Raw genomic sequence first — 25,823 nt, 5'->3', positions numbered from 1 at the left:
CTGCCGGGCTTTGTGGCGTACAGTTTCCTGCCGGACTAGGCCAGCAGTGAATCCTTGAGCTGGTGCAGACGGCTCAGCAGTCCGTTAATGAACGCCGGCGACTCATCCGTGGAGAGCGACTTTGCCAGTTCAACGGCTTCGCTGATGGCTACCTTGTCCGGTACGTCATCGTTGTAGAGCAGTTCCCAGCTGCCCAGCCGGAGGATGATGCGGTCAACCGCGGGCATCCGGTCCAGCGGCCAGCCCTGGGAATAGGTGCTCAGGAATTCGTCGATCTGTTCCTGCTTGGCGATCACGCCCTCCACCAGGTCCATGGTGTAGGGGTTGATTACCTGGTCCGTCTTTTCCCGGCGGGAACGGAGGGACTCAAGCGGAGACATGGATCGCTGCTCCGCTTCAAAGAGCACCTCAAGTGCCCGTGTTCTTGCTTTACTGCGGGCACTCACTCGTTAACGCGTCCCAGGTAGTCACCGGTGCGGGTATCAACCTTCACCTTCGTGCCGGTTTCCAGGAACAGCGGAACCTGGATTTCGTAGCCGGTTTCAACGGTGGCGGGCTTGGTTCCGCCGGTGGAGCGGTCGCCCTGCAGGCCCGGCTCGGTGTACGTGATTTCCAGGACCACGGAGGCCGGAAGCTCGATGTAGAGCGGGGCACCTTCATGCATGGCGATGGTGACCATCATGGACTCAAGCATGAAGTTGGCGTAGTCGCCAACGATCGAGCCGGGGACCGTGAGCTGGTCATAGTCCGAGGTGTCCATGAAGACGTAGTCTTCGCCGTCCTTGTACAGGTACTGGTAATCGCGGCGGTCAACCGTGGCGGTTTCGATCTTGATGCCCGCGTTGAACGTCTTGTCTACGACTTTGCCTGAGCGGACGTTGCGCATCTTGGTACGGACAAACGCACCACCCTTGCCCGGCTTTACGTGCTGGAACTCAATGATGCTCCAGAGGTTGCCTTCAAGCTTCAGCACGGTGCCGTTCTTGATGTCGTTGGTCGTTGCCACAGTTTCTCTTTCGTCGTTTCGCTTCTGCTTCGTGTCTGGTCCGTCGACCATTCTACCTGTTCGGCGATTCCCTACAGGCTGAGCCGGATCCCGGTCTCAGGCTCGGAGGCGATCTCCTGGTACGCAGCGAAGAGCAGCGAGGTATCCGGCACCTCCAGGATGGAGGGTTTGGCCAGCCCGTCCAGGACCACAAAGCGCAGCAGGTCGCCGCGGGACTTCTTGTCCCGCCGCATGCCGTCCAGCAGCGCGCTCCAGCGGTCCCGCCGGTAGGTCACCGGAAGTCCAAGCGAGGTCAGGATCTCCTTGTGGCGGTCCGCCGTGGCGTCGTCGAGCCGGCCGACCATACGTCCCAGCTCGGCGGCAAAGACCATGCCCACGGACACCGCGGCGCCGTGGCGCCACTGGTACCGCTCGGCCAGTTCGATTGAGTGTCCCAGGGTGTGGCCGTAGTTCAGGAACTCCCGGCGGCCCGCTTCGTGCAGGTCCGCGGAAACAACTTCGGCTTTAACCCGGACCGCGCGCTCAACCAGTTCACGCACGGTGTCCGAAGCGCCGTCGGCTACCGCTTCAGGGTTGGCTTCGATCAGGTCCAGGATCGCCGGGTCGGCAATGAAACCGCATTTGACCACCTCGGCCATGCCGCTGAGCAGTTCGTTCTTCGGCAGGGAGCCCAGCGCGTCGAGGTCTGCCAGGACTCCGGCCGGCGGGTGGAAGGCGCCCACGAGGTTCTTGCCTTCGGCGGTGTTGATTCCGGTCTTGCCGCCCACTGCGGCATCGACCATGCCCAGGAGGCTGGTCGGGATGTGCACCACCTTGATTCCGCGCAGCCAGGTGGCCGCGACAAAACCCGCCACGTCGGTAACCGCTCCCCCGCCGACAGCCACAACGGCGTCGGACCTGGTGAAGTCGTTCTGGCCCAGGACCTGCCAGCAGAAGGAGGCGACCTGGATGTGCTTGCCTTCTTCGGCGTCGGGGATCTCCGCGGTGAGCGCGGTCAGTCCGGCTGCTGCCAGCTCGTCGCGGACGGTGTCTCCGGTGGTGCGCAGGGCCCGGGGATGGATAACGAGCACACGGCGCACGCGCTCCCCCAGCATGGCCGGAAGCCGTCCCAGCAGTCCGTTGCCGATGACGACGTCGTAATTCTCTGCGGGCTTCTCACCGGTCACCGGGATGATGGTGGCTTCAGCGGGCATTTAGTTCTCTCCTTTGTCCAGGGCTGCGGTGATGCGTTCCACCACCTCGGCGACTGCCAGTCCCCTGGTATCTATGACTATGTCTGCCAGCGATTCGTAAATTGGTCTGCGGAGCTCTGCCAGTGCGCTCCAGCGCTGCGCCGGATCGCCGGCCAGCAGCGGACGGTGGGCCGTACGGGAAATCCGCGGCAGCACCGTGGCGAGGTCGGTATCCAGGAATACAACCGTAGCGTGCTCCAGCAGCTGCTGGGTCCCGGTATCCAGGACTGCGCCGCCGCCCAGGGAGATGACTGAGCGTACGGGTGAGTCCAGCGCTCCGGCGACGGCGCGTGCCTCGGCCTCCCGGAAGAACCGTTCACTGTGGCGCGCGAAGATTTCCGGGATGGGTCCGTGTTCGTCCACTACCAGCTGGTCGGTATCGACGTAGGGCAGGTTGTGGCGGGCAGCCAGGGAGCGGCCGACGACGGACTTGCCGGCGGCCATCAGCCCGATCAGGACCAGGTGCTGCTCAGGCACCTGTACCGGTACCGGTCGAGGAGAGCGATTCGGGAATGCTCTCCAGGTACGTGCGCAGGTTGCGGACCGTCTCGGTGACCGAGTCGCCGCCGAACTTCTCCACCATTGCTTCGGCCAGGACCAGGGCCACCATGGCCTCGGCAACGACGCCGGCAGCCGGGACGGCGCAGACATCCGAACGCTGGTGGTGGGCGCGGGCCGGTTCACCGGTGGATACGTCCACGGTCTTCAGGGCGCGCGGCACGGTGGCGATGGGCTTCATGGCGGCGCGGACGCGCAGCACTTCGCCAATGCTCATGCCGCCTTCGATGCCGCCGGCACGGTTGCCGGAGCGGATGACGCGGCCGGTTTCGTCCTGCAGGATTTCGTCGTGCGCGGCCGAACCGCGGCGGGATGCGGTCAGGAATCCGTCTCCGACTTCAACGCCCTTGATGGCCTGGATGCCCATCAGGGCACCGGCCAGGCGTGCGTCAAGGCGGCGGTCCCAGTGGACGTAGCTTCCCAGTCCCGGCGGCAGTCCGTAGGCGAGGACTTCAACGACCCCGCCCAGGGTTTCGCCTTCCTTGTGCGCAGCGTCCACCTCGGCAACCATCGCTTCGGTGACGGCCGGATCGAAGCAGCGCATCGGGTTTTCATCCAGCGCGGCAACGTCCGAGGGCAGCGGCAGCGCCGACCCTTCCGGTGAAGAGACGCCGGCGATCCCCACAGTGTGGCTGACCAGTTCAACGCCAAGCTGGTTCAGGAAGGCCGAGGCGACGGCGCCCAGCGCCACCCGGGCTGCGGTCTCGCGGGCGCTGGCGCGCTCCAGGACCGGACGGGCTTCGCTGAAGCCGTACTTCTGCATTCCGGTAAAGTCTGCGTGGCCGGGCCGCGGGCGGGTCAGGGGTGCATTGCGGGCCTGGCCGTCGAGGATCTCCGCAGGCACGGGATCCGAGGCCATGATCTGTTCCCACTTGGGCCATTCGGTGTTGCCCACCTCGATGGCTACCGGGCCGCCCTGGGTCAGTCCGTGGCGCACGCCGCCGAGGATGCGGACCTCGTCCTGTTCGAACTTCATCCGGGCACCGCGGCCGTAGCCGAGGCGGCGGCGAGCCAGTGCTTCCTGGATCGACGGGGTGCTTACTTCGACGCCCGCGGGGACGCCCTCAATAATTCCGACCAGTGCAGGCCCATGGGACTCACCGGCGGTCAACCAACGCAACATGGCTTCAATACTGCCACGTTCGGAAGGGCCCTTCAGCGCCTGGGCAGTCCCACTGCGTCACACATCACGTTTATGACGGCGGGCTCGTCGCGGAACGCGCTGCCGGTGAACAGGCGCACCTGTTCCACCGCCTGGTAGAGGAGCATTTCAAGTCCGGGCACAATCGTTCCCCCGGCGCTTTCCCAGACCGCCGCGATCCGGCTGGGCCAGGGATCGTAGGCAGCATCAAGGAGGACTGCTCCGCTGCGGTCAGCAGCCAGGGCATTGAACTGCTCCGCCAGGGCGTCGGCGCCGCGCGGCGGCAGGGTGCAGATAACGACGTCGGCGGCGGCACAGGCGGCTGCGGCATCTTCCCAGGGATTCAGGTTTACCTGCACGCCCAGCCGGCGTCCCACCAGCTGGACGTCTGCCTCCGCTCCGGCGGCGCCCGAGCCGCGGAAGCTGCGGGCATGAACGTCGACGGCGGTGCAGCCCATCCGGGACAGTGCGGCAACTGCTGCGCACGCCGTTCCGCCGGCACCCAGGATGACGCCGCGGGGCGCGTCCCGGGCCCCGGCGTGGCGCAGGGCGTTCACCAGGCCCTGGACATCGGTATTCCAGCCGGTCAGCACGGTGCCGCCGGGCCCGTGCTCAAAGGTGACCGTGTTCAGCACACCGAGGGCCTGGGCAAGGGGATCCAGCCGGTCCACAGCTGCGGCCATGGCCGCCTTCAGGGGCATGGTGACCGAGAGCCCGTTCCAGTCCGGTTCACGCCGGACCGCAGCGGCGAATTCCGCCGCTGCGTCTTGGGGCACGTCTATCGCGTCGTAGCTGCAGTCGAAACCCAGGTACTCATAGGCGGCACGGTGAAGCTGGGGCGACCGGGAATGTCCGATCGGGTGTCCCAGCACCGCCGCGCGTTTGCGGCCGGACAATTAGTCGCACCTTCCGGCTTCCTGGCCGCTGCACCACTGCTGGTATTCGGCAACATAGCGTCCGTGCTCAGCCAGGGTGGAGGAGAACTTCGTATCGCCCGTGTCCAGGTTGACCGTGACCCAGTAGAAGTAAGGCACGTCAGCGGGGTTTGCCGCCGCATCGATGGCCTCGACGCTCGGAGAACCAATCGGTCCCACGGGCAGGCCGGGGTTGGCGTACGTGTTCCAGCGGTTCGAGGTATCCGCCTTCTCTTCCGGCGTGAGGTTGTAGCTCTTCCGGCCGAGGCCGTACGTAACCGTTGCATCCGACTGGATCAGCCCGTTGGTCTCGGTGTTGTCAGCGCGCAGCCGGTTCTCAATCGCACCGGCCACTGTTGCGTAGTCCGCTTCCCCTGCTTCGGCCTGGATGATGCTCGCCTTGGTGAGCACCCGGTACTGCTCGGCAGGGTCTGTCACTCCGGCTTCTTCCAGCGCCGCGAAGGCATTCTGGACCATTTCGGTGATGATTTCCTCGGCAGTCATATCAACCGGCAGCCGGTATTCGCCCGGGAAAAGATAGCCTTCCAGGCTTACAGCCTGTTCCGGCAGGCCGAAGGCCTGCGGATCCTGGGCCAGTGCGGTGAACTCCTCCAGCGGAATTCCGGTGGCCGCAACCAGTTCGTCAAAGGTCTCACTCTGGCGCTGGTCGCGGGGAATGGCGGCGTAGTGGACCGCGGTACCGCCGTCGCCCAGCAGCGCTTCGAGGGCGCCTGCCGAGCTCATCTGGAAGCGCATTTCAAAGGTACCCGGCTGGATTTCCCGTCCCTGGGACTCCTGCTGGAACACTTCGACGAATTTCTTCGAGCTGGCAACAATGTCCTGGCTGGCGAGATTGTTGCCAATGACGAGGGGGCCGTCTCCCGGCTGCACCACGAAGGACACCGTTCCCTCGCCCGGTCCCGGGTAGTCCTTGACGTCGTTCATGCCAAGCAGGTCGCGCAGGAATACCGTCAGTCCGAACACAACCCCGGCGAAGACTGCCAGGACCACCACCATGACCAGTGTCCGGCGGCGCCGGCGGCGCTGCTTTTCCCGGGACGGCCGGCGGCTGCGCCGGCTGGGAGCCGCTTCCTCTTCGGCGAAGAAGTGCTGGACCGCGGGAGCAGCGCCATGGGGCTGCGCTCCGCCGGGGGCAGCTGCGTGGGCGTCGGAATGCCGGGCGTACTGGACGTCCTCGTAGCGGTCGTCCTCGTACCGGTCCGCTTCGAAGAGCGGGTCCGGGTGCCCGGTGTCCTCATACTGGCCACCCGCATAGCCGTCAGCAGCCGGTTCGTGATCCGGGTGCTCTCCCGTTCCGTAGGGGTCGGGGTACCTGTGGCTCACGACGGCGTATCGCTTTCGGGGCGGTGTTCCTCGAAAATAGTTGGCTCCTCGTTCGGGGCCGGAGCAGCAGAATGCGTACTCCGGCGAAGTGTTACCGGCACCCCCACATCGCGTTCCAGTGAACGCTGCATGTCTATGGCCTGCTGCAATATACCCACAGCGGCCACTTGGTCTACCACTCTACGGTGATTTCGGGTCTCCAAGCCAGCTTCGCGCAGGGCGCGGTGGGCACTGACCGTACTCAGCCGTTCGTCGATGAGCCGCACCGGCACAGCGAGTCCTGCCTTGTCCAGTGCCTGGACAAGCGCCTGGGCGTAGTCACGGGCCATCGCCGTGGACGCGGTTTCAGTTCCCTTCATGCTCTGCGGCAGGCCCACGAAAAACTCAACGGTCCCCCGTTCCGCGGCTTCCCGGACCAGGACCTGAATGTCGCTGTTCTTTTTCACATCCCGTTTGAGGGTGCGCACAGGAGTGGCGAGCAGGCCGTCGGGGTCGCACGAGGCGACCCCGACGCGGGCAAGTCCAACGTCGACGCCGATTTTGGTTCCGCGCGGATAGCCGGACACTGTGGCGCTAGCCCCGGTTCGCCACCGCTGCGCGGATGGCATCGAGGGCCTCGGTGATCTTCGAGGCATCGGCGCCGCCGCCCTGGGCGACGTCGTCCTTGCCGCCTCCGCCGCCGCCGAGGACGCCGGCCGCGGTCTTCACCAGGGCACCTGCCTTGACGCCGGCCTCACGGGCGGCCTCGTTCGTAGCCACGATCACTACCGGACGCCCGTTGGCGGCACCGGCAACGGCCACCACCGCGGCTTCGCTGCCCAGCCGGGACCGCAGGTCCAGGGCCAGGGTGCGCAGGTCGTCGGCACCGGAAACGGTTCCGGCGTCGTGGCCCAGCAGGCGCACGCCGTCAATGTCCACCGCAGAGCCCAGCAGGGCTGCTGCGGACGCTGCGAGCTGTTCGCGGCGCAGGCGCTCGAGTTCCTTCTCGACCTGCTTCAGCTTGGCCAGGGTCGCTGCGACGCGCTCCGGAACCTGGACCGAAGGAACCTTGAGCAGTTCGGAGAGTTCGTTCACGAGTGCGCGCTCGGCGGCCAGGTGGCGGAAAGCGTCCATGCCCACGAAGGCCTCGACGCGGCGGTTGCCTGATCCGACGGACTGTTCGCCCAGCAGGGTCAGGGAGCCGATCCGCGAAGTGGAGTCAACGTGCGTGCCGCCGCAAAGCTCGCGTGACCATTCGCCGTCGATCTCCACGACCCGCACCTGGTCGCCGTAGGCTTCACCGAACAGTGCGGTTGCGCCCAGTGCCTTGGCATCGGCCAGGGACATAATCTTGGTTTCGACCTTGTGGTTGCTGCGGATGGCCAGGTTGGAGACCTCTTCGATCTCCGACTTGGCAGCCGCCGAAAGGCCTTCGCCCCAGGAGAAGTCGAAGCGCAGGTAGCCCGCCTTGTTGAAGGATCCGCGCTGGAGTGCTTCCGGGCCGAGGATCTGGTGCAGCGCGGCGTGCACAATGTGCGTGCCGGAGTGTGCCTGCTCTGCAGCGTGGCGCTGCTCGGCGTCGACCGCTGCCTGGGCCAGCGCACCGGCGGAGATTTCACCTTCGCGCACCACTGCCTTGTGGACCGTCAGACCCTTGACCGGCCGCTGGACATCGGTGACCTCGACGACGAAGCCGTCGCCGGTGATGAGTCCGACGTCAGCGGCCTGGCCGCCGGCTTCCGCGTAGAACGGGGTCTCGTTCAGCACCAGCTCAATTTCCGTGCCCTGGCCTGCGTAGGAGACGGACTCGCCGTTGGAGACGATGCCGCGCACGTTGGATTCGGTGGCCAGCTCGTCATAGCCGGTGAAGACGGTGTTTCCGGCCTTGAGCAGTTCGTTGAAGACGGACATGTCCGAGTGCCCGTGCTTCTTGCCGCGGGCGTCAGCCTGGGCGCGCTGGCGCTGTTCCTGCATCAGGGACCGGAAACCGGCCTCGTCCACCTTCAGGCCGGCTTCTTCAGCCATTTCGAGGGTGAGGTCGATCGGGAACCCGTAGGTGTCATGCAGGGCGAAGGCATCGGCGCCGGAGAGCGGACGGCCTGCAGCCTTGGACTCCTGGACAGCAGCTTCAAGCCGCTCGGTGCCGGAGGCGATAGTGCGCAGGAACGCCTTTTCCTCGGCGTAGGCAATCCGGGAGATCCGGGCGAAATCGGTTTCGACCTCGGGGTAGGTGCCCTTCATGGCGTCCCGGGAGACGGGCAGCAGTTCGGGCAGCACGGCGGTCTCGACGCCAAGCAGGCGCATGGCGCGGACCGCACGGCGGATGAGGCGGCGCAGCACGTAGCCGCGGCCTTCGTTGGAGGGGGTGACGCCGTCGGAAATCAGCATGAGGGCTGAACGGATGTGGTCGGCGACGACGCGCATCTTCACGTCGTCGGCATGGTGCGGGTCCGAGGGGTCTTCGGCGGAGGTGTAGGCCTTGCCGGAAAGTTCGGCAGCCTTGTCCAGGACGGGGCGGACCTGGTCCGTCTCGTACATGTTTTCCACGCCCTGCAGGATCATGGCCAGCCGTTCCAGCCCCAGGCCGGTATCGATGTTCTTCTGCGGCAGTTCGCCGGCGACGTCGAAATCGGTCTTGGAACGGACCTCGGAGAGCTGGTACTGCATGAAGACCAGGTTCCAGATCTCGATGTACCGGGTCTCGTCCACGGCGGGGCCGCCTTCGAGGCCGTATGCCGGGCCGCGGTCGTAGTAGATCTCCGAGCAGGGGCCGCCGGGGCCGGCCTGGCCGGTGTTCCAGTAGTTGTCTGCCTTGCCGGTACCGATGATGCGCTCGTTCGGGACGCCGATCTTGTCCCGCCAGATGGAGCGGGCCTCGTCGTCGCGCTCGTCGCCGTCTTCGTAGACGGTGACCCACAGGCGCTCGGGGTCAAGGCCGTAGCCGCCGTCGGCCACGGAGCTGGTCAGCAGCTCCCAGGCGAAAGTGATGGCGTCTTCCTTGAAGTAGTCGCCGAAGGAGAAGTTGCCGGCCATCTGGAAGAAGGTTCCGTGGCGGGCGGTCTTGCCGACCTCTTCAATGTCAGCGGTGCGGATGCACTTCTGCACGCTGGTGGCGCGGCTGTACGGCGGGGTTTCGCGTGCCGTGAGGTACGGGATGAAGGGCACCATGCCCGCAACGGTGAACAGCAGCGAGGGATCGTTGCTGACGAGCGACGCGGAGGGAACGACCGTGTGGCCCTTCCTGCTGAAGAAATCCAGCCAGCGGCGTGCGATCTCGTGGGACTTCATGGTGTTTCTTACCCTTCTGGTAAATCAATTCCGCGCAGGTCAGCTGCGGGGTGGAGGAGAATGTCAGCGGCGGGCTGAGGACATGGTCTGCGCCACCGTGTCCGTGGTGTCCAGGCCAAGTGCGGAGCGAAGCTCGCCTTCGCGCTGGTTCATGGCGCCGCGGAAGGCGTCGGTGAAATCGTGCAGCGCGTCGGCTGCAGTGCCGACGGCGCGGTTGAGCCCGGCCGGGCCGAGGCTCTCCTTGGCGTCGGAGATGCGCCGGACCGCGATGACTCCGATGGTGATGCCGATCGACATCCAAAAGACACGCTTAATCATGTGCTGCTCCTGTGGTGGACTGCATGGCGGACTAGCGGCTGCGGCGGCCGCGCCCGGAGGGACGGCGGGTGGCCAGTGCGGTACGGACTCCGTAGGTGAACGCAGAGACCTTGATCAGCGGCGAACCGACCGTCGCGGCGACCAGGGACGTGAGCGCAGAGACGTTGGCAGAGGCATCGGAGACGTTCGAGGAAATGCCGTCAACCTTCTGCAGCTGCAGGTTCGTGGTGGACACCGTGGTGGTGACCTCGTCGATCAGCGGCGTGGTCTCATCGCTGAGGGTCTTGATGGATCCGCGAAGCTCGTCGAAGACCTTCCCAAGCTTGAGGATGGGGACGGCCAGCAGCGCAACCAGCACGGCAAAAACCCCGGCTGCGATCAGACCGGCAATATCTCCACCTGACATGGTTCTCCTTGGGTTGTTTTCGAAGAGTTTCCGCTATGTACCTTACCCATTGACGGGACAGGACACTTACTTGGCGGCGGCGCGTTCCCCTGCCCGGGGATTGCGCACGGCCCCCGGGAAACGAAACAGCCCGCGGCACTCAGGCCGCGGGCTGTTCCATTTCGCCATACCTCCCGCATACGCGGGAAGAGAGTCGAATTAGCGTGCGTAGTATTCCACCACGAGCTGCTCTTCGCAGGTCACGGGGATTTCCGAGCGCTTCGGGCGGCGAACCAGGCGAGCCTGCAGCTTGTCCAGGGAGACATCCAGGTAACCCGGAACAGCGGGCAGGACGTCGCGGTGGGCGCCGGCAGCGGCAACCTGGAACGGCGTCATGGTCTCGCTGCGCTGGTGCACATGGATGAGCTGGCCTTCGGACACGCGGAACGACGGGCGGTCCACGCGGGCGCCGTCAACCATGATGTGGCGGTGCACAACCAGCTGGCGGGCCTGGGCGATCGTCCGGGCGAAGCCGGCACGCAGCACGAGGGCGTCAAGACGCATCTCGAGAAGCTCGATCAGGTTTTCACCGGTCAGACCGGCGGTGCGGCGGGCTTCCTCGAAGACACGGGTCATCTGTGCTTCGCGGATGCCGTACTGTGCGCGCAGGCGCTGCTTTTCGCGCAGGCGGACTGCGTAGTCGCTGTCCTGCTTGCGGCGGGCGCGGCCGTGCTCACCCGGGGGGTAAGGCCGGCGCTCGAAGTACTTTGCTGCCTTGGGGGTCAAAGCAATGCCGAGGGCGCGCGAAGCGCGGGCCTGACGGCGTGCACGTGTGTTGTTAGCCACGTTCACCTTTCACTGTTTTGGCGGTCTTGCCGCACGCGCCGGGAAATCCCGCCGTGCACGGCTAATACGTAGTCACTGGCCTCCATTAGGGAGAGCTCCGGCCAACCGCTGCCTTCTGCTGCAACGCAGTTACCGGACACAGTTCCACCGCATCCGGAAGTAAATCCGGCTGGTACGTGGGATTGTCCGGCAGTGCGCTTGCCAGTCAACCATCAATCCTAGCACGCACCGGCTTCCAGACGGGCCCTGTTGGGACAGGTGCCTTTACTGTCCGCGGATGATTCCGCGCAGCCGTTCCAGCCGCGCCGCAATATCGCGTTCCGCGCCGTTGGCCGTGGGTTTGTAGTAGTCCTTGCCCACCAGGTCGTCCGGCGCGTACTGCTGTTTGGCCACGCCGTGCGGTGAGTCGTGGGAGTAGATATAACCTTTGCCGTGGCCCAGCTGCTTGGCTCCGGGGTAATGGGCGTCGCGCAGGTGTGCAGGCACGCCGGTGCCGTATCCGGCCCGCACGTCTGCAGTGGCAGCGCCGATCGCCTTGTAGGCAGCGTTGGACTTGGGTGCAGTGGCGATGTGGACCACGGCCTCGGCCAGGATCAGCCGGCCCTCGGGCATGCCGATCATCTGTACTGCCTGGGCGGCCGCGACGGCTGTCTGCAGCGCCGTCGGGTCCGCCATGCCCACGTCTTCCGCGGCGGAAATCATTAGCCGGCGGGAGATGAACCGCGGGTCCTCCCCCGCTTCGAGCATTTTCGCCAGGTAGTGCAGTGCGGCGTCGACGTCTGAACCGCGCAGGGACTTGATGAAGGCGCTGGTGACGTCATAATGCTGGTCTCCTGCCCGGTCATAGCGCAGGGCGGCTACGTCCAGCGCCTGCTCGGCATGCCCTAGTTCCACCGTGGGCACGGTGACGTCCGGGTCCCGCTCGGAGTAGGCGACGCCGGCGGCGGCCTCCAGTGCGGTGAGCCCGCGGCGGGCGTCCCCGGCGGCGAGGCGCACCAGGTGTTCCAGGGCTTCGTCGCTGAGTTCCACGCGGCCCGCCAGGCCCCGCTCATCTTCGACGGCGCGCTGGAGCAGGCCGGAGATATCCGCTTCGGTGAGTGGCTTGAGGGTCAGCAGCAGGGACCGGGACAGCAGCGGGGAAACCACGGAGAAAGACGGGTTCTCGGTGGTGGCCGCGATGAGGACAACCCAGCGGTTTTCGACGCCGGGCAGCAGGGCGTCCTGCTGGGCCTTGTTGAAGCGGTGGATCTCATCAAGGAACAGCACTGTGGTGATGCCGTGCAGGTCGCGGGCGGTCAGCGCATCGTCCATGACCCGGCGGACGTCCTTGACGCCGGAGGTGATAGCGGAGAGCTCAACGAACTTCCGGCCAGGCCCGCGGGCCACCACATGCGCCAGGGTGGTCTTGCCGGTGCCGGGAGGACCCCACAGCATCACCGAGGACGGCCCGGCCGGCCCTCCCTGGGGTGCTTCCGCAAGGGTACGCAGCGGGGATCCGGGCGCCAGGAGGTGCTGCTGGCCAACAACCTCGTCGAGGCTGCGCGGACGCATGCGTACCGCAAGCGGGCTGCGCGGGCGCTGCCGTACGTCGCCCTCCGCTGCGGCGTCGTCGTCGTGGTCCTGCAGGTCCTGGTCCTCGCCGCTGTTGAACAAGTCATTCACGCTTCAAGGCTACCCGTGCCCTCTTCCCCTCGATTCCGTCCCGTGCGGGAACCAAAACCGCCGAGAGGCCAGTTACGGCTCTTTTCAGCCCCCAAAAGAGCCGTAACTGGCCTCTCGATGGGAGGAGGTGCGGGTGTGCGCTTAGAGGGAGACGGAGCCGTCGATGCAGGTGACGGACTCGCCGCCGATCCAGATCCGGCCCTCGCGGGTGAAGACCCGGACCAGGCCGGAGCGGTGGACGGCGGTGCCCTGGGTGACCGTGTAGCGTTCCTCGGCAATGCCGTCGCCAATCAGCCACTGGGCAAGACCTGCGTTGAGGCTGCCGGTGACCGGATCCTCGGAGACGCCGAGTCCCGGAGCGAAGGCCCGGACTTCGAAGTCGGTCTCGGCGGATTCGGGCTGCGGGCCGATCACTCCTACCCGTAGGTCGCCGATGGCAGCGTGGTCCGGGCGCAGCGAGAGGACTGTCTCCGCATCCGGCAGCAGCAGTCCCAGCCAGCCGGGTCCGTTATCCACCCACTGATGGCCGCGAACCTGGTCCGGTGTGAGCCCCAGTGCGGCCGTCACCCGGGCCAGGGTTCCTTCTTCGACCGGCCCGGTGCGGATCAGCCGCGGCGCGGCAAAGGCGGCCAGCCCGGCGTTGACCCGCAGGGGCACCAGACCGATTCCGCATTCCTGGACCACCAGCCCGGACTTCATGGGCGTGTTGCCGGCCTCCGTCCATGCGTGGCAGGTTCCCAGCGTCGGATGTCCGGCGAACGGGATTTCACCCCCGGGTGTGAAAATCCGCACCCGGTAGTCGGCCTCGTCCTGCGTCGCGGGCAGGATAAAAGTCGTTTCTGAGAGGTTCGTCCAGCGTGCGAACTGCAGCATGACATCGTCGTCGAGATCCTCCCCGTCCAGCACCACGGCCAGCGGGTTGCCCTGGTACGGCTTGTTGCCGAAAACGTCTACCTGTTTGAACCAGCGTTGTCTCATGCGGACACTGTAATGGCTCGCTGTGCCGTGAAAGAAAGGCATGCCGCAGTGTCCGCTACGCTCAGCGCAGGAGAAACCGGCTGGGCCTCTTCAGCCGCATCGGAGCACAGGACACTGCAGAGGGGAACACGAGTGAAGCGAAGAATCGAACAGGACTTCCCCGAGGTGATTCCTGACCACTACAACACCACGTGGGTTGCGGGGGGCCTCAGCTACGCCGGTGAGTATCTTGGCCCGGATGATCACAGTCCATTCCCGGTGTACGTTGACAGACACGATCACGGCGACCGGTCGAAGCGCGGCAACGAGTGTGCGATGCCGGCAGATGTGCCGCACCTCGATACCCACCCCGCACGGTTCAGCGACTCCTGCACAGAGGAGGACAAAGCGCGGATCAGCCGCTACATCTATCTGTCGATGACCCGCAGACCGCATAACGGCGGCTGGGACTACAGCGTCCGGAATGAGTTCAAAATGAACCGCGACTGGAACGATGTCGTGGATCTTGTGAACCAGTACCTGCCCGAAGGGTACGTGCTCGACGATTACTGGGTCGGCCTGTAGGCGGCGCTGGGACAATTCCGGGCGCCCACCGGTTAAGTACGCCCGTTACGAACTGTTGCCCGGCATTGCCGATATGTGACGGACGTTTGCCCCGGGACTCTGCGGCTCCTAGATTGGTAGCCAGAATCAAGAGTTCCAGCCACAGGCCCTGGCCGGCTGGACGGCAACCCTCTCGCCGTAGCGGGGTGCTCCAGGTGACGATTCGGCCGTTCCGGTGGATCTCCCGGTCCGGCAAGTACAGCGTCTTCCGCGGTGTTGCGCCGCGGGCTGCGCGTCAGGCAGAGGAATCTCCATGACACTCGAAACCGATCTCCAGCCCAACGCACTGCGCCAGGCCTTCGGCCGTTTCCCGTCCGGAATCGCAGCACTCTGCGCCGAAATCGACGGCGCACCCCAGGGAATCGTTGCCTCCTCCTTCACCGTCGGGGTGTCCATGGACCCGCCCCTGGTCATGTTCGCGGTGCAGAACACGTCCCGGACCTGGCCGTTTCTGCGGTCGGCCGGCCGGATTGGTGTCTCCGTCCTTGGGTCGAAGCACGACGGCGTCTGCCGCCAGATCGCTTCCCGCGACGGCGACCGCTTCGCCGGCCTGAGTCTGCACGAGGCCCAGACGGGTGCCCTGTTCCTGGACGACGCTGCCCTCTGGCTTGAAACGTCCGTCGAGAACGAGGTACCTGCCGGAGACCACGCCGTCGTCCTCCTGCGTGTGCACGGCTACTCAACACACGACGGCGCGCATGAGCCGCTCGTCTTCCACGGCTCGGCGTTCAGGAAGCTCGCGGTTCCGGCCTTCGCCTAAATCGCGGCCGAGCGGTTGAGCACGGACATGGAAACAAATCCCGCCGCTCAAATCACTAAGCTCAGATAGTGACTCCCGAAACTCTATCCGCCCGCCCGTTCGCCCAGGTTGATGTGTTCAGCTCCGACCCCTTCGGAGGCAATCCGCTCGCCGTGGTCCTTGACTCCACAGGACTCAGCACCGCCGGGATGCAGCAGTTCGCGAACTGGACCAACCTTGCGGAGACCACCTTCCTCCTCCCGCCCACGGACCCGCAGGCCGACTACCGGGTCCGGATTTTCACGCCCACCGAGGAGCTGCCATTCGCCGGGCATCCCACCCTCGGCTCCGCCCATGCCTGGCTGGAAGCTGGAGGGAAACCCCGGCAGGAAGGCGTCCTCGTCCAGGAATCAGCCGCTGGCCTGGTGCGGATCAAGGTCGACGACGCCGGCCTGCTGGCCTTCGCAGCTCCGGCGCTGACGCGGTTCGAGCCCGTTGCGGAAGAGGTGCTGGAGCGCGTGGCGGCCGGCCTGGGCCTTCCCCGCCGGGCACTGCGGGATGCCGCCTGGCTGGTCAATGGTCCGGAGTGGATCGGTGTGCTGCTCGACTCGGCAGATCAGGTACTGGCCATCCGGCCCGACTACCCCGCCATGGCAGGCCTGGCCGTCGGGGTCATCGGCCCCCATCCCGCCGGCGCCGCCACCGAGTTTGAAGTGCGCACGTTCATCTCCGATGAGCTTCCCTGCGAGGACCCGGTGACGGGCAGCTTTAATGCCGGTGCTGCCCAGTGGCTGATTGGCAGCGGCCGGGCGCCGTCGACTTACACCGCGTCACAGGGGACGGTTCTGGGCCGGACCGGCCGCGTCCATGTGGAAGAAGGCGGCGGGAACATCTGGGTGGGCGGCGAGTCCACCACCCTCATTTCCGGAACCATCAGGATCTGACGGGCGCGTCGCTCTGTCCGCGGGAATTGTCCGTTTCCCGCACGTCGCGGAGGCGTTTGGACCCTCCGACCCGGCGGTGTGCGTCCCTGCCTCAGGACGCGCACCGCCGGGCGCTCAGCTAGGCATCAAGTCCAATACGGAACAGCACAGCCAGACTGTTGGAATTCAGCGAAGCCAGACCCGGGTTCGCAGCTGTCTGGAGTCCGGTCCAGATCTGGTTCGCTCCCGAATTCTTCGAGTACATTCCGGCAAATCCCTTCTCCCGGTAGAAGTCGAGGTAGCTCGAGACGGCACTCTTGATGTGCCCGTCTGCCTCGGGAAGCCAAACCTGGGCTCCGTCAGCCGGAGAGCATGGGGCTGCCTTAACCGGGGTTGCGGGCAGCAGGCACAGATCGGGGCGGGCCTGGCTGTGAATGGCACCGCGGGCGTCCATGAACCAGCGCTGCGAATCGGTGTCCCCGCAGGCGTTCTTGTTGATGGGAACGGTGATGTCCAGACTGCTGCCCAATACCAGGCAGTGGCCGTTGTTGACCTCCAGGCGGCTGCCTGCCGGCAGGAACTTCTCCGGGCTTTCCATGAATCCGTTCGCGGCCAGGAGGACCTTGAGCTCTGCAATGGCAGCCGGATCCCCAGCTTCGAGGGCTGCTCCGTTCGCCCGGATAAACGCATCCGTCGAGGCAATCGAGAAGTCCAGGCCGGCGATAGCCGCGAGACTGGCTGCGCTTAGCACGGCAGTCCCGGGGCTGCCAGCCGCAGCCATACCGGTCCAGATCTGGTTTGAGCCGTTTGTCCTCCCATACATTCCCGCAGTTCCCTGGTTGCGGTAGAAGTCCAGGTAGCTTGACACAGCGCTCTTCAGGTGTCCGTCAGCTTCCTGGTTCCATACCTGCGCTCCAGCCGTCGGAACACATGGGGAGGTGCTTACCGGCGTTCCGGGCACCAGGCACAGGTCCGGTCGCAGTTCGCTGTGAATGGCTCCGCGTGCGTCCTGGAACCAGCGCTGGGAGGCCGTGTCGGCGCACAGCGTTTTGTCCCGGGGCACGGTGACGCCGAGGTCCTCCCCGAGCACCAGGCAGTGGCCGCCGTCTACCAGCAGCCTTCCGCCCGCAGGAAGTACCTGGGACGTGCTCTCGGTGAAACCGGCTGAGTCCAGCAGCGAGAACAGCTCAGCGGTTACTGCCGCATTCCTGGACTCGAGCGGCTCCTGATTGACCCGTATGAATGCATCCACTGAGGCCGCTGCCTCCATCTGCGCCAGGACAGAACCGGCAATGTCACGGGCGGCCGGGCTGAGTGCCCGCAGGTCGTCCTTCCAGCTCGCCAGGAGGACGGCGCCGTCGGTATCCAGCACCGGGGCCGCCCGGCCTGCGACAGCCTGCAGCTTCGCCTCAAGCTCCGGCAGCTCAACGCTCCGCAGAGCTTCATATCCGGCGTCCTGTCCGATCACCACGGCGGGACGCAGCGGTTCCTGGTTGGCGGCAATTGAAATCGAGTTGCCCAGCTTAGTGGTCGTCCCGTTGGTGCGGCAGTAGATCGACGCCCCCGACGGCTGGTCGGCATGCGCCAGGTTGACGTTGAACTGCTTCACCCCGTCGCTGGCCTGCAGCGCCGTCTTGTCCACCCGGCCGTCGGCGAAAGTGACCTCCAGCCAGCAGCGGCGGGTCGAATCCGTGGTTTCGCTATCCACCTGCGGAAGGCTGAACACATTGCCGTAGTTGCTGCGGAACGCGGGGTAGAGGACTGTTTGCTCCGGCTTCGCCGGGTTGTACCCGCCCAACAGGGTGTAGACCGGAACCCCGACTTCCGTGGGCCGGGGAGCCGAAAATGCCGGTGTCTTCTCCTTCGCGTCGACATACTGGCCGGCGGCGGCGTCCCAGTCCCGGTAACCGCTGGGATAGGCAAGGTCCGGAACCACGGTGCGCAGGGAGCGCTGAGTGATGTCGGTGCTGTAACCGGTAACGTGGGTGTACCGGGAGAGGGTGCTTGAATTGCTGCCGCCGGACATGGTGTCACGGTGGTAGTTGTAGATCCCCTGGTAGTTCTGGCTGAACTTCCCGGCGCTCAGGTCGAATCCCTCAGCGGTGAAGGCCGTGTTCGAGGACAGGTTGGACCGCATCCGGTCCCGGTAGGCAATGTAGCCCCAGCCGCTTTCGCTGTGGTGGCTCGCGTTGATCACGCGGTCGTCGCCCTGCTTTGAGGTGTCGATTCCCGGGTAGTGTCCCAGACCGTAGGAATGGCCGAGTTCGTGGCTGAGCTCATTGCCCACCGAGTCATACAGGGTCGCCATGCCGTTGCCGCCGCTAAGCCCGTGCAGCTGCACCCCGTTGGCGTAGTTGCCGGCCGAGTGGTGGATGATCCGCTGGTTGAACGTGCCGGGCTGCCGCTGGTCCATCGGCCCGCTGGTGGTGCCAAAGTTAGCGAGGTTAATGCCCGTGCTCACCTGCGCCTTGCCGACGCTCTCCCGCAGGTCCCCGGAATAGACGTCACCGTTGACGGAGCTCTTTTCCTCATAGACCGCTCCGGACGCGACAATGACCTTTTCGAGCCGCACCGGTTCATAAATGGCCATCGTCAGTTTTGATACCGGAATAGTCTGGAAGTAGTCGGACCCCGACTTCTCGGGCTCATTGAACATGTAGTGGCCGCTGGATTTCGGATAGTCAGTTAGCATGCCGAGCTGAATTGAACTGATGACCATTTCCGCCGGTGCAGCGAATTCGATGCCGGCACGCTCCAGAACCCCGGCGCCCTTGTCTGTTTCGAAGGTCAGTTCAAGTCCGGGCTTCATCCAGTTCCAGGGCAGCTTGGCGGTCCAGGCTGTTGAGGAATAGGCGACGTCCGGCCTGTTCTGCGTGATGAACATGTCCGAGCGGGGAATCTGTGCCGGGGGTGTCAGCTCCATAGTCCCCTGCGGCACGCCGTTGACTGTCGCCGTGACGCTGGCCCGCGCCGCCCCGGACTGCGGAGAGAAAAGGACCAGTGCAGCCCGGTCCGTCACCAAGGACGGCATTTTCTTTGCGGTGTTGCCGGCAGGGTCGATTGTATGGCTCTGGGCGAACTGGACCTGGCCCTTGAGGACGCCGGTGAGGTCGTTCCGAAGCTCGCGCGGGGCCCCGGATGCCGTCGTGTCGTAGAACCCGGCCAGGTCGAGCGGAAGCTGGTGCACCGCCGAACCGCCGGCTGTCATGTCCTTCCCGGTGGTGCGCGGTATGTCCGTGGCGAATCCGGTGATGCCCAGGACGAGGGCGGCGCCCAGCGACGCCGCGGTCAGGCGGCTGCCCAGGGAATGTGTTTGCGGTGTGATGCGGTGTGGTTTTCGCAGGGGTTGAGACTTCATTCGTATTCCTAGCTGGCCCGCAGTAATTCGACGATGCGGCAGATAGCCGGGTGCGGGCAGAAGATCATCGTCTTTAGGACACTACGAATGAACATCAACTGCGGGAATAGCAAAGGCCGGAATAGCCCCGGCAATAGCCAAATTAGCCATATATGCGAAGCAGACTTTCCATTTTAGCCTGCCCGGAAACGCAAAAACCCGGCCGCACATTTAGCGGCCGGGTTTTTGCAGTGCAGTCTGGCTAGGCTAGGAGGCCGGGGTCTCAGCCGGCTTGTCCTGCTTCTTCTCCGGCTTGAAGTCAACGCCGGCTTCCTTGCGCTGCTGGGCGCTGATCGGAGCCGGAGCGGAGGTCAGCGGATCGTAGCCGCCGCCGGACTTCGGGAAGGCGATGACGTCGCGGATCGAGTCGGCGCCGGCCAGCAGGGCCACCACGCGGTCCCAGCCGAAGGCGATGCCGCCGTGCGGCGGAGCGCCGTACTTGAAGCCTTCAAGCAGGAAGCCGAACTGCTCCTGGGCGGTCTCCTCAGAGATGCCCATGACCTTGAACACGCGTTCCTGCACGTCACGGCGGTGGATACGGATTGAACCGCCGCCAATCTCGTTGCCGTTGCACACGATGTCGTAGGCGTAGGCCAGGGCCGAGCCGGGATCGGTGTCGAAGGTGTCCAGGAACTCGGGCTTCGGGGACGTGAACGCGTGGTGCACGGCGGTCCATTCGCCTTCGCCTGCTGCGACGTCGCCGGCTGCCACGGCTGCGGCGGCGGGCTCGAACATCGGGGCGTCGACGATCCAGACGAACGCCCAGTCCTTCGGGTCGATCAGGCCGGTGCGGTGGCCGATTTCAACGCGGGCGGCGCCGAGCAGGGCGCGGGCTTCATTGGTCTGGCCGGCGGCGAAGAAGATGCAGTCGCCGGGCTTGGCGCCAACCTTCTCGGCCAGGTTTTCGCGCTCGAAGTCGGTGAGGTTCTTCGCAACCGGACCGGTGAGGGAACCGTCTTCCTGGACCAGCACGTAGGCGAGGCCCTTGGCTCCGCGCTGCTTGGCCCATTCCTGCCAGGCATCAAGGGTGCGGCGGGCCTGCGAGGCACCGCCGGGCATCACGACGGCGCCGACGTACGGTGCCTGGAAAACGCGGAAGGTGGTGTCCTTGAAGAACTCGGTGAGCTCGGTCAGCTCCAGGCCGAAGCGCAGGTCCGGCTTGTCGGAACCGTAGCGGGCCATCGCGTCTGCGTAGGTCATGCGGGCGATCGGGGTCTGGATTTCGACGCCGATCAGCTTCCAAAGTGCCTTGACGATCTGCTCGCCGAGGGCAATGATGTCGTCCTCTTCAACGAAGCTTGCCTCGATGTCCAGCTGGGTGAACTCCGGCTGGCGGTCCGCGCGGAAGTCTTCGTCGCGGTAGCAGCGGGCAATCTGGTAATACTTCTCGAAGCCGCCCACCTGCAGCAGCTGCTTGAACAGCTGCGGGGACTGCGGCAGCGCGTACCAGGAACCGGGGGCCAGGCGTGCCGGGACCACAAAGTCGCGGGCACCTTCCGGGGTGGAACGCGTCAGGGTGGGAGTTTCGATTTCGACGAAGCCCTCGTCGTGGAGCAGTTCGCGGGCTACGCGGTTGGCCTCGGAGCGCAGGCGCATGGCGGCGGCGGGTGCCGGACGGCGCAGGTCCAGGTAGCGGTGCTTCAGGCGGGCTTCCTCGCCGACCTCCACGTGCTCGTCGATCTGGAACGGCAGCGGATCGGAAGTGTTGAGGATGACGACGTCGTCGGCAATGACCTCCACCTCGCCCGTGGCCAGGGCAGGGTTCTCGTTGCCCTCGGGGCGGCGCTCCACCTTGCCGGTGATCTGCAGGACGTACTCATTGCGCAGGCCGTGGAAGACGTCCTCTTCGCGGACAACAACCTGGGCAACGCCGGAGGCATCACGCAGGTCGAGGAAGGCAACGCCTCCGTGGTCCCGGCGGCGGGCAACCCAGCCGGCCAGGGTGACAGTCTGTCCAATATGCTCGGCCCTCAGGGAACCAAGGGCATGTGTGCGCAGCACAGCAGTCCTTTCAACTTCGATTGGTTGCGGAAACCACCTGTTTCCGCCCATTGTGAGTAGAGATCTTCTTTGAGTTTACCGGTGTTCCCCGCGCTTCCCGGCCAAGGGCTGACCGATTGGAGGCCCGTTTGTCCGGCAACGCTGCCACTGCCCGCCCGCTGGGCGGCTTCGACGCGACAACTGCCGGCATCGGTTCCATTGTCGGCGCGGGCGTGTTTATTGTCTTCCCCGCTGCGGTGAGTGCCGACGGCGGCCCGCTTGCCATCCCGCTGCTGATTGCCGCCGTCGTTGCCTATGCCTGCGGCGTCGCGATTTTCCAGATCAGTGCGGCGTTGAACGAGGGACAGGCCAATTACGACGACGGCGGCACCCGGGCCGCGCGGGTGATCCTCGGTCCCACAGCGGCGTTCGTTACCGGCTGGGTCTTCCTCTGCTCGCGGCTGGCGGCCGCCGCGGTGGCGGCACTGATGCTGGGCACCTATCTGGCCCCGGACTACGCGGTGGCGGTGGCCGTCGCGGCCGTCGCCCTGACCGCGGTGCTCAACCTGTTTGGGGCGACCCGCAGCGACTGGGTGTCCCGCTTCATCGTGGCCTTCGTTATTGCGGTGCTTGCCTTTGTGGCCGTGGTGGCATTCAACTCCGACCTGCCCGGCGGCAACCCCAAGCTGGCAACCCTGCCCGAGCCGGGGTTTGCCGGACTACTGGAATCCTCTGCGCTGCTCTACTTTGCCTTCATCGGCTACGGGTACCTGGCCTCACTCGGACCGCACGTCCGCTCCCCTGCACGCAACATTCCATTGGCGCTGCCGGCGGCCATCGCCGTCGTGCTGGGCCTGTATCTGGTGCTGGGCCAGTCGCTGCTGAACTTCTTCGGGCCGGCGTCGCTCGCTGCAGAGCCTGCTCCCCTGCTGGTCCCGGCGGCCGAGCTCAGCGGCGGCGTGGGCACCGGCGTGGTGCTGATCGCTGCGGCCGCTGCCGGGCTGGGGGCACTTTCAGCCCTGAATGCCGGCTGCGCCCGGATCGGTGCGGCGATGGCAGCCGAGGGTGAGCTGCCGCCGCTGTTCGGCCGGAAACGCTCCCTGCTGCGCGGCCGGCCCGAGATCGCGTGGGTTGGCGTGGCGGCCGGCGCCGTCGTCGTCATCGCCCTGGTCCTTGCATTCCCTTTGTCCACCCTGCTCGGCGTCGCTGCGTTCACCGGGCTGCTGTATGCCGGAGGTACTGCGGTGATTGCCTTTACGCTGCATAAACGCCGCTGGTACACACCGCGGGTGCTGAACGTGGTCGGAATCGCCGGGTCGCTGCTGTTGGCATTGTCCCTGCCTCTGCTGGACATTTCCCTGGGGCTGATGGCCATTGTTGCCGGCGCCGTAGTGCGGCTGACGTTCCGCCGGGGCCGGAATGACGCCGGCTCCGGCACGCAGCACTGACTAGGCAATTCCCTCCACCAGCAGCCAGGCCTCGACCTCGGCCAGCAGCTCGGCCTTGCGCTCAGGGGACGCGAACGAGGCCGTAATCGAGTTTTCGGCGAGCCTTGCCAGCTGGGCCGGGTTCAGGTCGAACGTCTCGCGCAGGACGGCGAAGTTGTCGTCAACGTAGCCGCCGAAGTACGCCGGATCGTCGGAGTTCACCGAGACGTTCAGTCCCTGTTCCAGCAGGAGCGGCAGCGGGTGGCTTTCCAGCGAGTCAACGGCCTGCAGGCGGACGTTGGAGAGCGGGCAGATGGTCAGCGGAATCTGGTCGCGTTCCAGCCGTGCCACCAGCTCCGGATCATCCATGCAGCGGATGCCGTGGTCGATCCGGTCCACCAGCAGCAGGTCCAGGGCCTGCTCGATGTAGTGCGAGGGGCCCTCCTCCCCCGCATGCGCCACGAGCTTTAGCCCGGCGGCCCGGGCCTGCTCGTAGAGCGGCACAAAGTTCTCCGGCGGGTTGCCCAGCTCCGCGGAGTCGAGGCCAATGCCGATGATCGGCGCGTTCATGGCCAGCAGGTCGGCGAAGACCTCGGAGGCCTCTTCCTGCGGGCGGTCGCGCAGGAACGCCGCGATCAGGGCCGTTGACACGCCGAACTCCGCCTCGGATGTCTCCAGGACGGAGGCCACGCCGTGAATGCAGGTTTCAAGCGCGACGCCGCGGGCCAGGTGCGCCTGCGGGTCCACCATCATTTCAACGTGCCGCACTCCGGCTGCCGCTGCCCGGGCGAGGTAGGCCCGCGTCATGTACGCGAAGTCCGCTTCAGTGCGGAGCACGTCCATGTTGGCGTAGTAGAGGTCAAGGAAGGACTGCAGGTCGGTGAACTCGTAGCGGGCGCGCAGTTCGTCCAAGTCTGCATAGGGCAGCTCGATGCCGTTGCGGGCGGCCAGTTCAAAGATGAGCTCCGGCTCCAGCGTTCCTTCGATGTGCAGGTGGAGTTCGGCGCAGGGCAGCTTGCTCAAGAGGTTCCTCTTCCATGTTCTTCGGACGGCTGCGGCATGCCGCGGCTCACCATTCAGCCTAGGATGCCCCGCGTGCCTGCACCATTCCGGACCCGGTGGCCGGAACGTGAGATTCGCTACCGGGCGGTGTGCGGCGGTGCGGCCAGCCAGCCGATGATCTCCGCTGCGGGGGCTTCCCTGGCGCTGCGCCAGCCGGTTCCGGCCCACAGGTGCAGGGTCCCGGCGTCGCCGGCTTTGCTGGCCGTCTGCCGCAGTTCCCGGGTGAGGTGGTGGACGGCCGGGTAGGCGGTTGGGGCGTGCTGCCCGTGCCTGTCCGCGAAGCTGTTGCGCAGGGCGCGGGCCGGGCGGCCGGTGAACGCACGGGTCAGGATGGTTTCGGAGAACGTGCCGCCGGACAGTGCGGCCCGGTGGGTTGGCGACGTTCCCGCCTCGTCAGCGAGCAGCAGCAGGGTACCGACCGCCACGGCCTCGGCGCCGGCTGCCAGGAGCGTCTGGACAGCTGCCGGGCCGTCGACGCCCCCGGCGGCAATGAGCGGCAGGCTGGTTACTGCCCGCACCGCTTTGACCAGCTCGGCAGTGGGCATCTCATCGATCCTGCGGTCTGCGTCGAAGGTGGCACTGTGACCCCCGGCCTGCGGTCCTTGGACTACCAGCCCGTCGACGCCGGCGGCCTGCGCCTGGCGTGCTTCCGCGGGTGTGGTCACCGAGGCGAGGACGGTGGTTCCGGCCCCCTGCAGGGCGGCGATGTCCGACGGCGCCGGCAGGCCAAAGGTCAGTGAGACGACGTCGGCTGGATCCTGGGTTAGCAGGTCGAGTTTTTCCTGCCAGGCGTCGTCATCGGCTACCGGATGCTCGCTGAGAGTCAGCCCGTAGCGGTCTGCTTCCGGCTGCAGCTGCCGGGCATAGGCCCGGAAGGCGGCTTCGTCGATGGGATCCGCTGACGGAACGAACAGGTTCACGCCGAAGGGATGTCCAGCGGCCCGGAGTTCGCCGATCTCTGCAGCAAGGGCAGGGGGCGTCTTGTAGCCGCCGGCCAGGAACGGAAAACCGCCGGCTTCGGCAACTGCGGCGGCCAGCGCCGTCGTCGTTGGTCCGCCGGCCATGGGTGCGGCGGCGATCGGCAGGCGGGAGGGAAGGAGAGGTCCGGTCATCTGGGTGCCTTTCTGGATCTGCGACAGGTCAGTCGGCTGTGGCCTGCTCGGGAGTAAAAAGGTCTTCGATCCGACAGTCGAAGACGGCGGCGAGCCGGAACGCAAGCGGCAGCGAAGGGTCGTACCGGCCCTTCTCGATGGAGATGATGGTCTGCCGGGAGACTCCCAGTTCGTCGGCGAGGTGCTGCTGGGACCAGCCGCGCTCCGACCGTCGGCGGGTCAGCGAGTTTTCCATCAGGCCGCGGTTTTCTTCTGCCAGAGGTAGCGCACGCCGAAGTCCAGCATCGCGAAAGCGACCACGCCGCCCAGGACCAGGCCGGCAGTGCCTTCGGTTCCCAGGAGTGTCAGGGCTGCGCATCCCAGGCCTCCCACCAGGAGGATGTCCGTGAACGCACCGCTGGCCGCTTTGTCATACCAGGCGGATTCAACGGAGTCTTCGGGCTTCTTGATGGCACCAGTGATGGTTGATCGGTCCACGAGCACCACCCACGCCAGTGTGGCCGCGATAGGCAGGGTGAAGACTGCCATGATGCCGAACTCCAGCAGCGGCCGGTCTCCGTTCCGCAGCACCATGAACAACCAGCCCAAAACGCCCGCTGCCAGTACTCCTGCGGCGAGCGAGGCGGCCAGCAGCTGGGCGGTACTGCCGCCTAACCGCGCCCGCCCCCATTTGCTCCGGGCATTATTCGTGCTCATCAGTCAGCCTTTCCTCGCTTCAACCACCTGTCAAGGAAACTGTACCGTAAAGCGTGCTGTACGTAAAGGTTGTTTGACCACTGGCTCCGGAGCTTCCCACCCGGGCGGGCGGCGCGGTGCCGGCGGGGGATATTCCTGCCACTCGGGACATTCCTGCCGCTTGGGGACCTACGCCGCGCCGCTTTCCCTCCGGTTCGGGACATGCCTGCCGCTTGGGGACAATCCTGCGCGGC

At 65.8% G+C, this 25,823-nt stretch carries 24 protein-coding genes and 1 riboswitch; of the genes, 4 read left to right on the top strand and 20 right to left on the bottom strand.

Annotation, left to right across the window (positions count from 1 at the left end; genetic code table 11):
- Positions 1 to 35: 35 nt before the first annotated feature.
- From nusB to NGB94_RS02680, 14 genes are all read right to left on the bottom strand, one after another.
- Positions 36 to 446: a transcription antitermination factor NusB gene (nusB, locus tag NGB94_RS02745; RefSeq protein ID WP_325788916.1), complete on the bottom strand. Its 411-nt coding sequence runs from the start codon at positions 444 to 446 to the stop codon at positions 36 to 38.
- Positions 443 to 1,006 carry an elongation factor P gene (gene efp, locus NGB94_RS02740; RefSeq protein WP_055240995.1) on the bottom strand — a complete coding sequence of 188 codons (564 nt, stop codon included), beginning with the start codon at positions 1,004 to 1,006 and terminating at the stop codon, positions 443 to 445. The genes nusB and efp overlap by 4 nt, the downstream gene beginning before the upstream one ends.
- A gap of 71 nt (positions 1,007 to 1,077) precedes the next feature.
- Positions 1,078 to 2,199, bottom strand: coding sequence for a 3-dehydroquinate synthase (gene aroB / locus NGB94_RS02735; RefSeq protein WP_325788914.1), 1,122 nt, complete (start codon positions 2,197 to 2,199; stop codon positions 1,078 to 1,080).
- Complete coding sequence (locus NGB94_RS02730; protein ID WP_325788912.1) at positions 2,200 to 2,715, bottom strand: shikimate kinase; 516 nt, start codon at positions 2,713 to 2,715, stop codon at positions 2,200 to 2,202. It abuts the gene before it with no gap.
- Positions 2,708 to 3,919 (bottom strand): chorismate synthase, encoded by a 1,212-nt coding sequence (aroC, locus tag NGB94_RS02725; protein WP_325788910.1) that lies wholly within the window; start codon positions 3,917 to 3,919, stop codon positions 2,708 to 2,710. Before aroC ends, NGB94_RS02730 begins: the two co-directional genes overlap by 8 nt.
- A gap of 32 nt (positions 3,920 to 3,951) precedes the next feature.
- Positions 3,952 to 4,833, bottom strand: coding sequence for a shikimate dehydrogenase (locus tag NGB94_RS02720; protein ID WP_325788908.1), 882 nt, complete (start codon positions 4,831 to 4,833; stop codon positions 3,952 to 3,954).
- A complete protein-coding gene (gene mltG, locus NGB94_RS02715) occupies positions 4,834 to 6,195 on the bottom strand; it encodes an endolytic transglycosylase MltG (RefSeq protein WP_325788906.1) in 1,362 nt (453 codons plus the stop codon). It lies immediately after the preceding gene.
- Entirely contained in the window at positions 6,192 to 6,803 is a 612-nt protein-coding gene (gene ruvX / locus NGB94_RS02710) for a Holliday junction resolvase RuvX (protein WP_325788904.1), read from the bottom strand. The genes mltG and ruvX overlap by 4 nt, the downstream gene beginning before the upstream one ends.
- A complete protein-coding gene (alaS, locus tag NGB94_RS02705) occupies positions 6,769 to 9,462 on the bottom strand; it encodes an alanine--tRNA ligase (protein WP_325788903.1) in 2,694 nt (897 codons plus the stop codon). Before alaS ends, ruvX begins: the two co-directional genes overlap by 35 nt.
- A 63-nt stretch (positions 9,463 to 9,525) precedes the next feature.
- Positions 9,526 to 9,780, bottom strand: coding sequence for a hypothetical protein (locus NGB94_RS02700; protein WP_325788902.1), 255 nt, complete (start codon positions 9,778 to 9,780; stop codon positions 9,526 to 9,528).
- Positions 9,781 to 9,811: 31 nt separating this feature from the next.
- Positions 9,812 to 10,186 carry a DUF948 domain-containing protein gene (locus tag NGB94_RS02695; RefSeq protein WP_325788901.1) on the bottom strand — a complete coding sequence of 125 codons (375 nt, stop codon included), beginning with the start codon at positions 10,184 to 10,186 and terminating at the stop codon, positions 9,812 to 9,814.
- Positions 10,187 to 10,384: 198 nt separating this feature from the next.
- Entirely contained in the window at positions 10,385 to 11,011 is a 627-nt protein-coding gene (gene rpsD / locus NGB94_RS02690) for a 30S ribosomal protein S4 (protein ID WP_152227785.1), read from the bottom strand.
- A 264-nt stretch (positions 11,012 to 11,275) separates the two neighbouring features.
- Entirely contained in the window at positions 11,276 to 12,673 is a 1,398-nt protein-coding gene (locus NGB94_RS02685; RefSeq protein ID WP_418910596.1) for a replication-associated recombination protein A, read from the bottom strand.
- Positions 12,674 to 12,814: 141 nt separating this feature from the next.
- Positions 12,815 to 13,651, bottom strand: a complete 837-nt coding sequence (locus tag NGB94_RS02680; protein WP_325788899.1) for a PhzF family phenazine biosynthesis protein — start codon at positions 13,649 to 13,651, stop codon at positions 12,815 to 12,817.
- A 132-nt stretch (positions 13,652 to 13,783) separates the two neighbouring features.
- On the opposite strand from NGB94_RS02680, the gene NGB94_RS02675 reads away from it, so the two are divergent.
- From NGB94_RS02675 to NGB94_RS02665, 3 genes are all read left to right on the top strand, one after another.
- Entirely contained in the window at positions 13,784 to 14,215 is a 432-nt protein-coding gene (locus tag NGB94_RS02675) for a hypothetical protein (RefSeq protein WP_325788897.1), read from the top strand.
- A 124-nt stretch (positions 14,216 to 14,339) separates the two neighbouring features.
- Positions 14,340 to 14,459, top strand: a riboswitch (SAM riboswitch).
- Between the two features lie 48 nt (positions 14,460 to 14,507).
- Positions 14,508 to 15,014, top strand: a complete 507-nt coding sequence (locus tag NGB94_RS02670; protein WP_325788895.1) for a flavin reductase family protein — start codon at positions 14,508 to 14,510, stop codon at positions 15,012 to 15,014.
- Between the two features lie 68 nt (positions 15,015 to 15,082).
- Complete coding sequence (locus NGB94_RS02665) at positions 15,083 to 15,937, top strand: PhzF family phenazine biosynthesis protein (RefSeq protein ID WP_325788893.1); 855 nt, start codon at positions 15,083 to 15,085, stop codon at positions 15,935 to 15,937.
- Positions 15,938 to 16,055: 118 nt separating this feature from the next.
- Here the strand turns inward: NGB94_RS02665 and NGB94_RS02660 are convergent, their stop codons facing one another.
- Both NGB94_RS02660 and aspS read right to left on the bottom strand, forming a co-directional pair.
- The gene (locus NGB94_RS02660) at positions 16,056 to 19,274 is read right to left on the bottom strand and encodes a M66 family metalloprotease (RefSeq protein WP_325788892.1); all 3,219 of its coding nucleotides are present in this window, start codon (positions 19,272 to 19,274) and stop codon (positions 16,056 to 16,058) included.
- Positions 19,275 to 19,520: 246 nt separating this feature from the next.
- A complete protein-coding gene (gene aspS, locus NGB94_RS02655) occupies positions 19,521 to 21,314 on the bottom strand; it encodes an aspartate--tRNA ligase (protein WP_325788890.1) in 1,794 nt (597 codons plus the stop codon).
- A 128-nt stretch (positions 21,315 to 21,442) separates the two neighbouring features.
- Here aspS and NGB94_RS02650 point away from each other — a divergent pair, with 128 nt between their 5' ends.
- Positions 21,443 to 22,741 (top strand): APC family permease, encoded by a 1,299-nt coding sequence (locus tag NGB94_RS02650; RefSeq protein ID WP_325788889.1) that lies wholly within the window; start codon positions 21,443 to 21,445, stop codon positions 22,739 to 22,741.
- On the opposite strand, the gene NGB94_RS02645 is transcribed toward NGB94_RS02650, so the two are convergent.
- The 4 genes from NGB94_RS02645 to NGB94_RS02630 form a co-directional block, all read right to left on the bottom strand.
- Positions 22,742 to 23,743, bottom strand: coding sequence for an adenosine deaminase (locus NGB94_RS02645; protein WP_325788887.1), 1,002 nt, complete (start codon positions 23,741 to 23,743; stop codon positions 22,742 to 22,744).
- Between the two features lie 116 nt (positions 23,744 to 23,859).
- The gene (locus tag NGB94_RS02640) at positions 23,860 to 24,894 is read right to left on the bottom strand and encodes an NAD(P)H-dependent flavin oxidoreductase (RefSeq protein WP_325788886.1); all 1,035 of its coding nucleotides are present in this window, start codon (positions 24,892 to 24,894) and stop codon (positions 23,860 to 23,862) included.
- A gap of 28 nt (positions 24,895 to 24,922) precedes the next feature.
- Positions 24,923 to 25,129, bottom strand: a complete 207-nt coding sequence (locus NGB94_RS02635) for a helix-turn-helix transcriptional regulator (protein WP_325788884.1) — start codon at positions 25,127 to 25,129, stop codon at positions 24,923 to 24,925.
- Positions 25,129 to 25,590, bottom strand: a complete 462-nt coding sequence (locus NGB94_RS02630) for a hypothetical protein (protein ID WP_325788883.1) — start codon at positions 25,588 to 25,590, stop codon at positions 25,129 to 25,131. Before NGB94_RS02630 ends, NGB94_RS02635 begins: the two co-directional genes overlap by 1 nt.
- Positions 25,591 to 25,823 lie beyond the last annotated feature (233 nt).

Source organism: Arthrobacter koreensis (assembly GCF_035792275.1).
Taxonomy (GTDB): domain Bacteria; phylum Actinomycetota; class Actinomycetes; order Actinomycetales; family Micrococcaceae; genus Arthrobacter_B; species Arthrobacter_B koreensis_A.
The sequence above is the reverse complement of the archived record's forward strand: the minus strand, read 5'-3'. Positions and strand labels throughout refer to the sequence as shown.

Coding starts and splice junctions, on each gene's coding strand:
- NGB94_RS02695 (WP_325788901.1), bottom strand. CDS start 10,186: ATGTCAGGTGGAGATATTGCCGGTCTGATCGCAGCCGGGGTTTTTGCC.
- alaS (WP_325788903.1), bottom strand. CDS start 9,462: ATGAAGTCCCACGAGATCGCACGCCGCTGGCTGGATTTCTTCAGCAGG.
- aroC (WP_325788910.1), bottom strand. CDS start 3,919: ATGTTGCGTTGGTTGACCGCCGGTGAGTCCCATGGGCCTGCACTGGTC.
- NGB94_RS02630 (WP_325788883.1), bottom strand. CDS start 25,590: ATGAGCACGAATAATGCCCGGAGCAAATGGGGGCGGGCGCGGTTAGGC.
- NGB94_RS02660 (WP_325788892.1), bottom strand. CDS start 19,274: ATGAAGTCTCAACCCCTGCGAAAACCACACCGCATCACACCGCAAACA.
- aroB (WP_325788914.1), bottom strand. CDS start 2,199: ATGCCCGCTGAAGCCACCATCATCCCGGTGACCGGTGAGAAGCCCGCA.
- NGB94_RS02640 (WP_325788886.1), bottom strand. CDS start 24,894: ATGACCGGACCTCTCCTTCCCTCCCGCCTGCCGATCGCCGCCGCACCC.
- NGB94_RS02635 (WP_325788884.1), bottom strand. CDS start 25,129: ATGGAAAACTCGCTGACCCGCCGACGGTCGGAGCGCGGCTGGTCCCAG.
- ruvX (WP_325788904.1), bottom strand. CDS start 6,803: ATGCCATCCGCGCAGCGGTGGCGAACCGGGGCTAGCGCCACAGTGTCC.
- NGB94_RS02680 (WP_325788899.1), bottom strand. CDS start 13,651: ATGAGACAACGCTGGTTCAAACAGGTAGACGTTTTCGGCAACAAGCCG.
- NGB94_RS02700 (WP_325788902.1), bottom strand. CDS start 9,780: ATGATTAAGCGTGTCTTTTGGATGTCGATCGGCATCACCATCGGAGTC.
- NGB94_RS02670 (WP_325788895.1), top strand. CDS start 14,508: ATGACACTCGAAACCGATCTCCAGCCCAACGCACTGCGCCAGGCCTTC.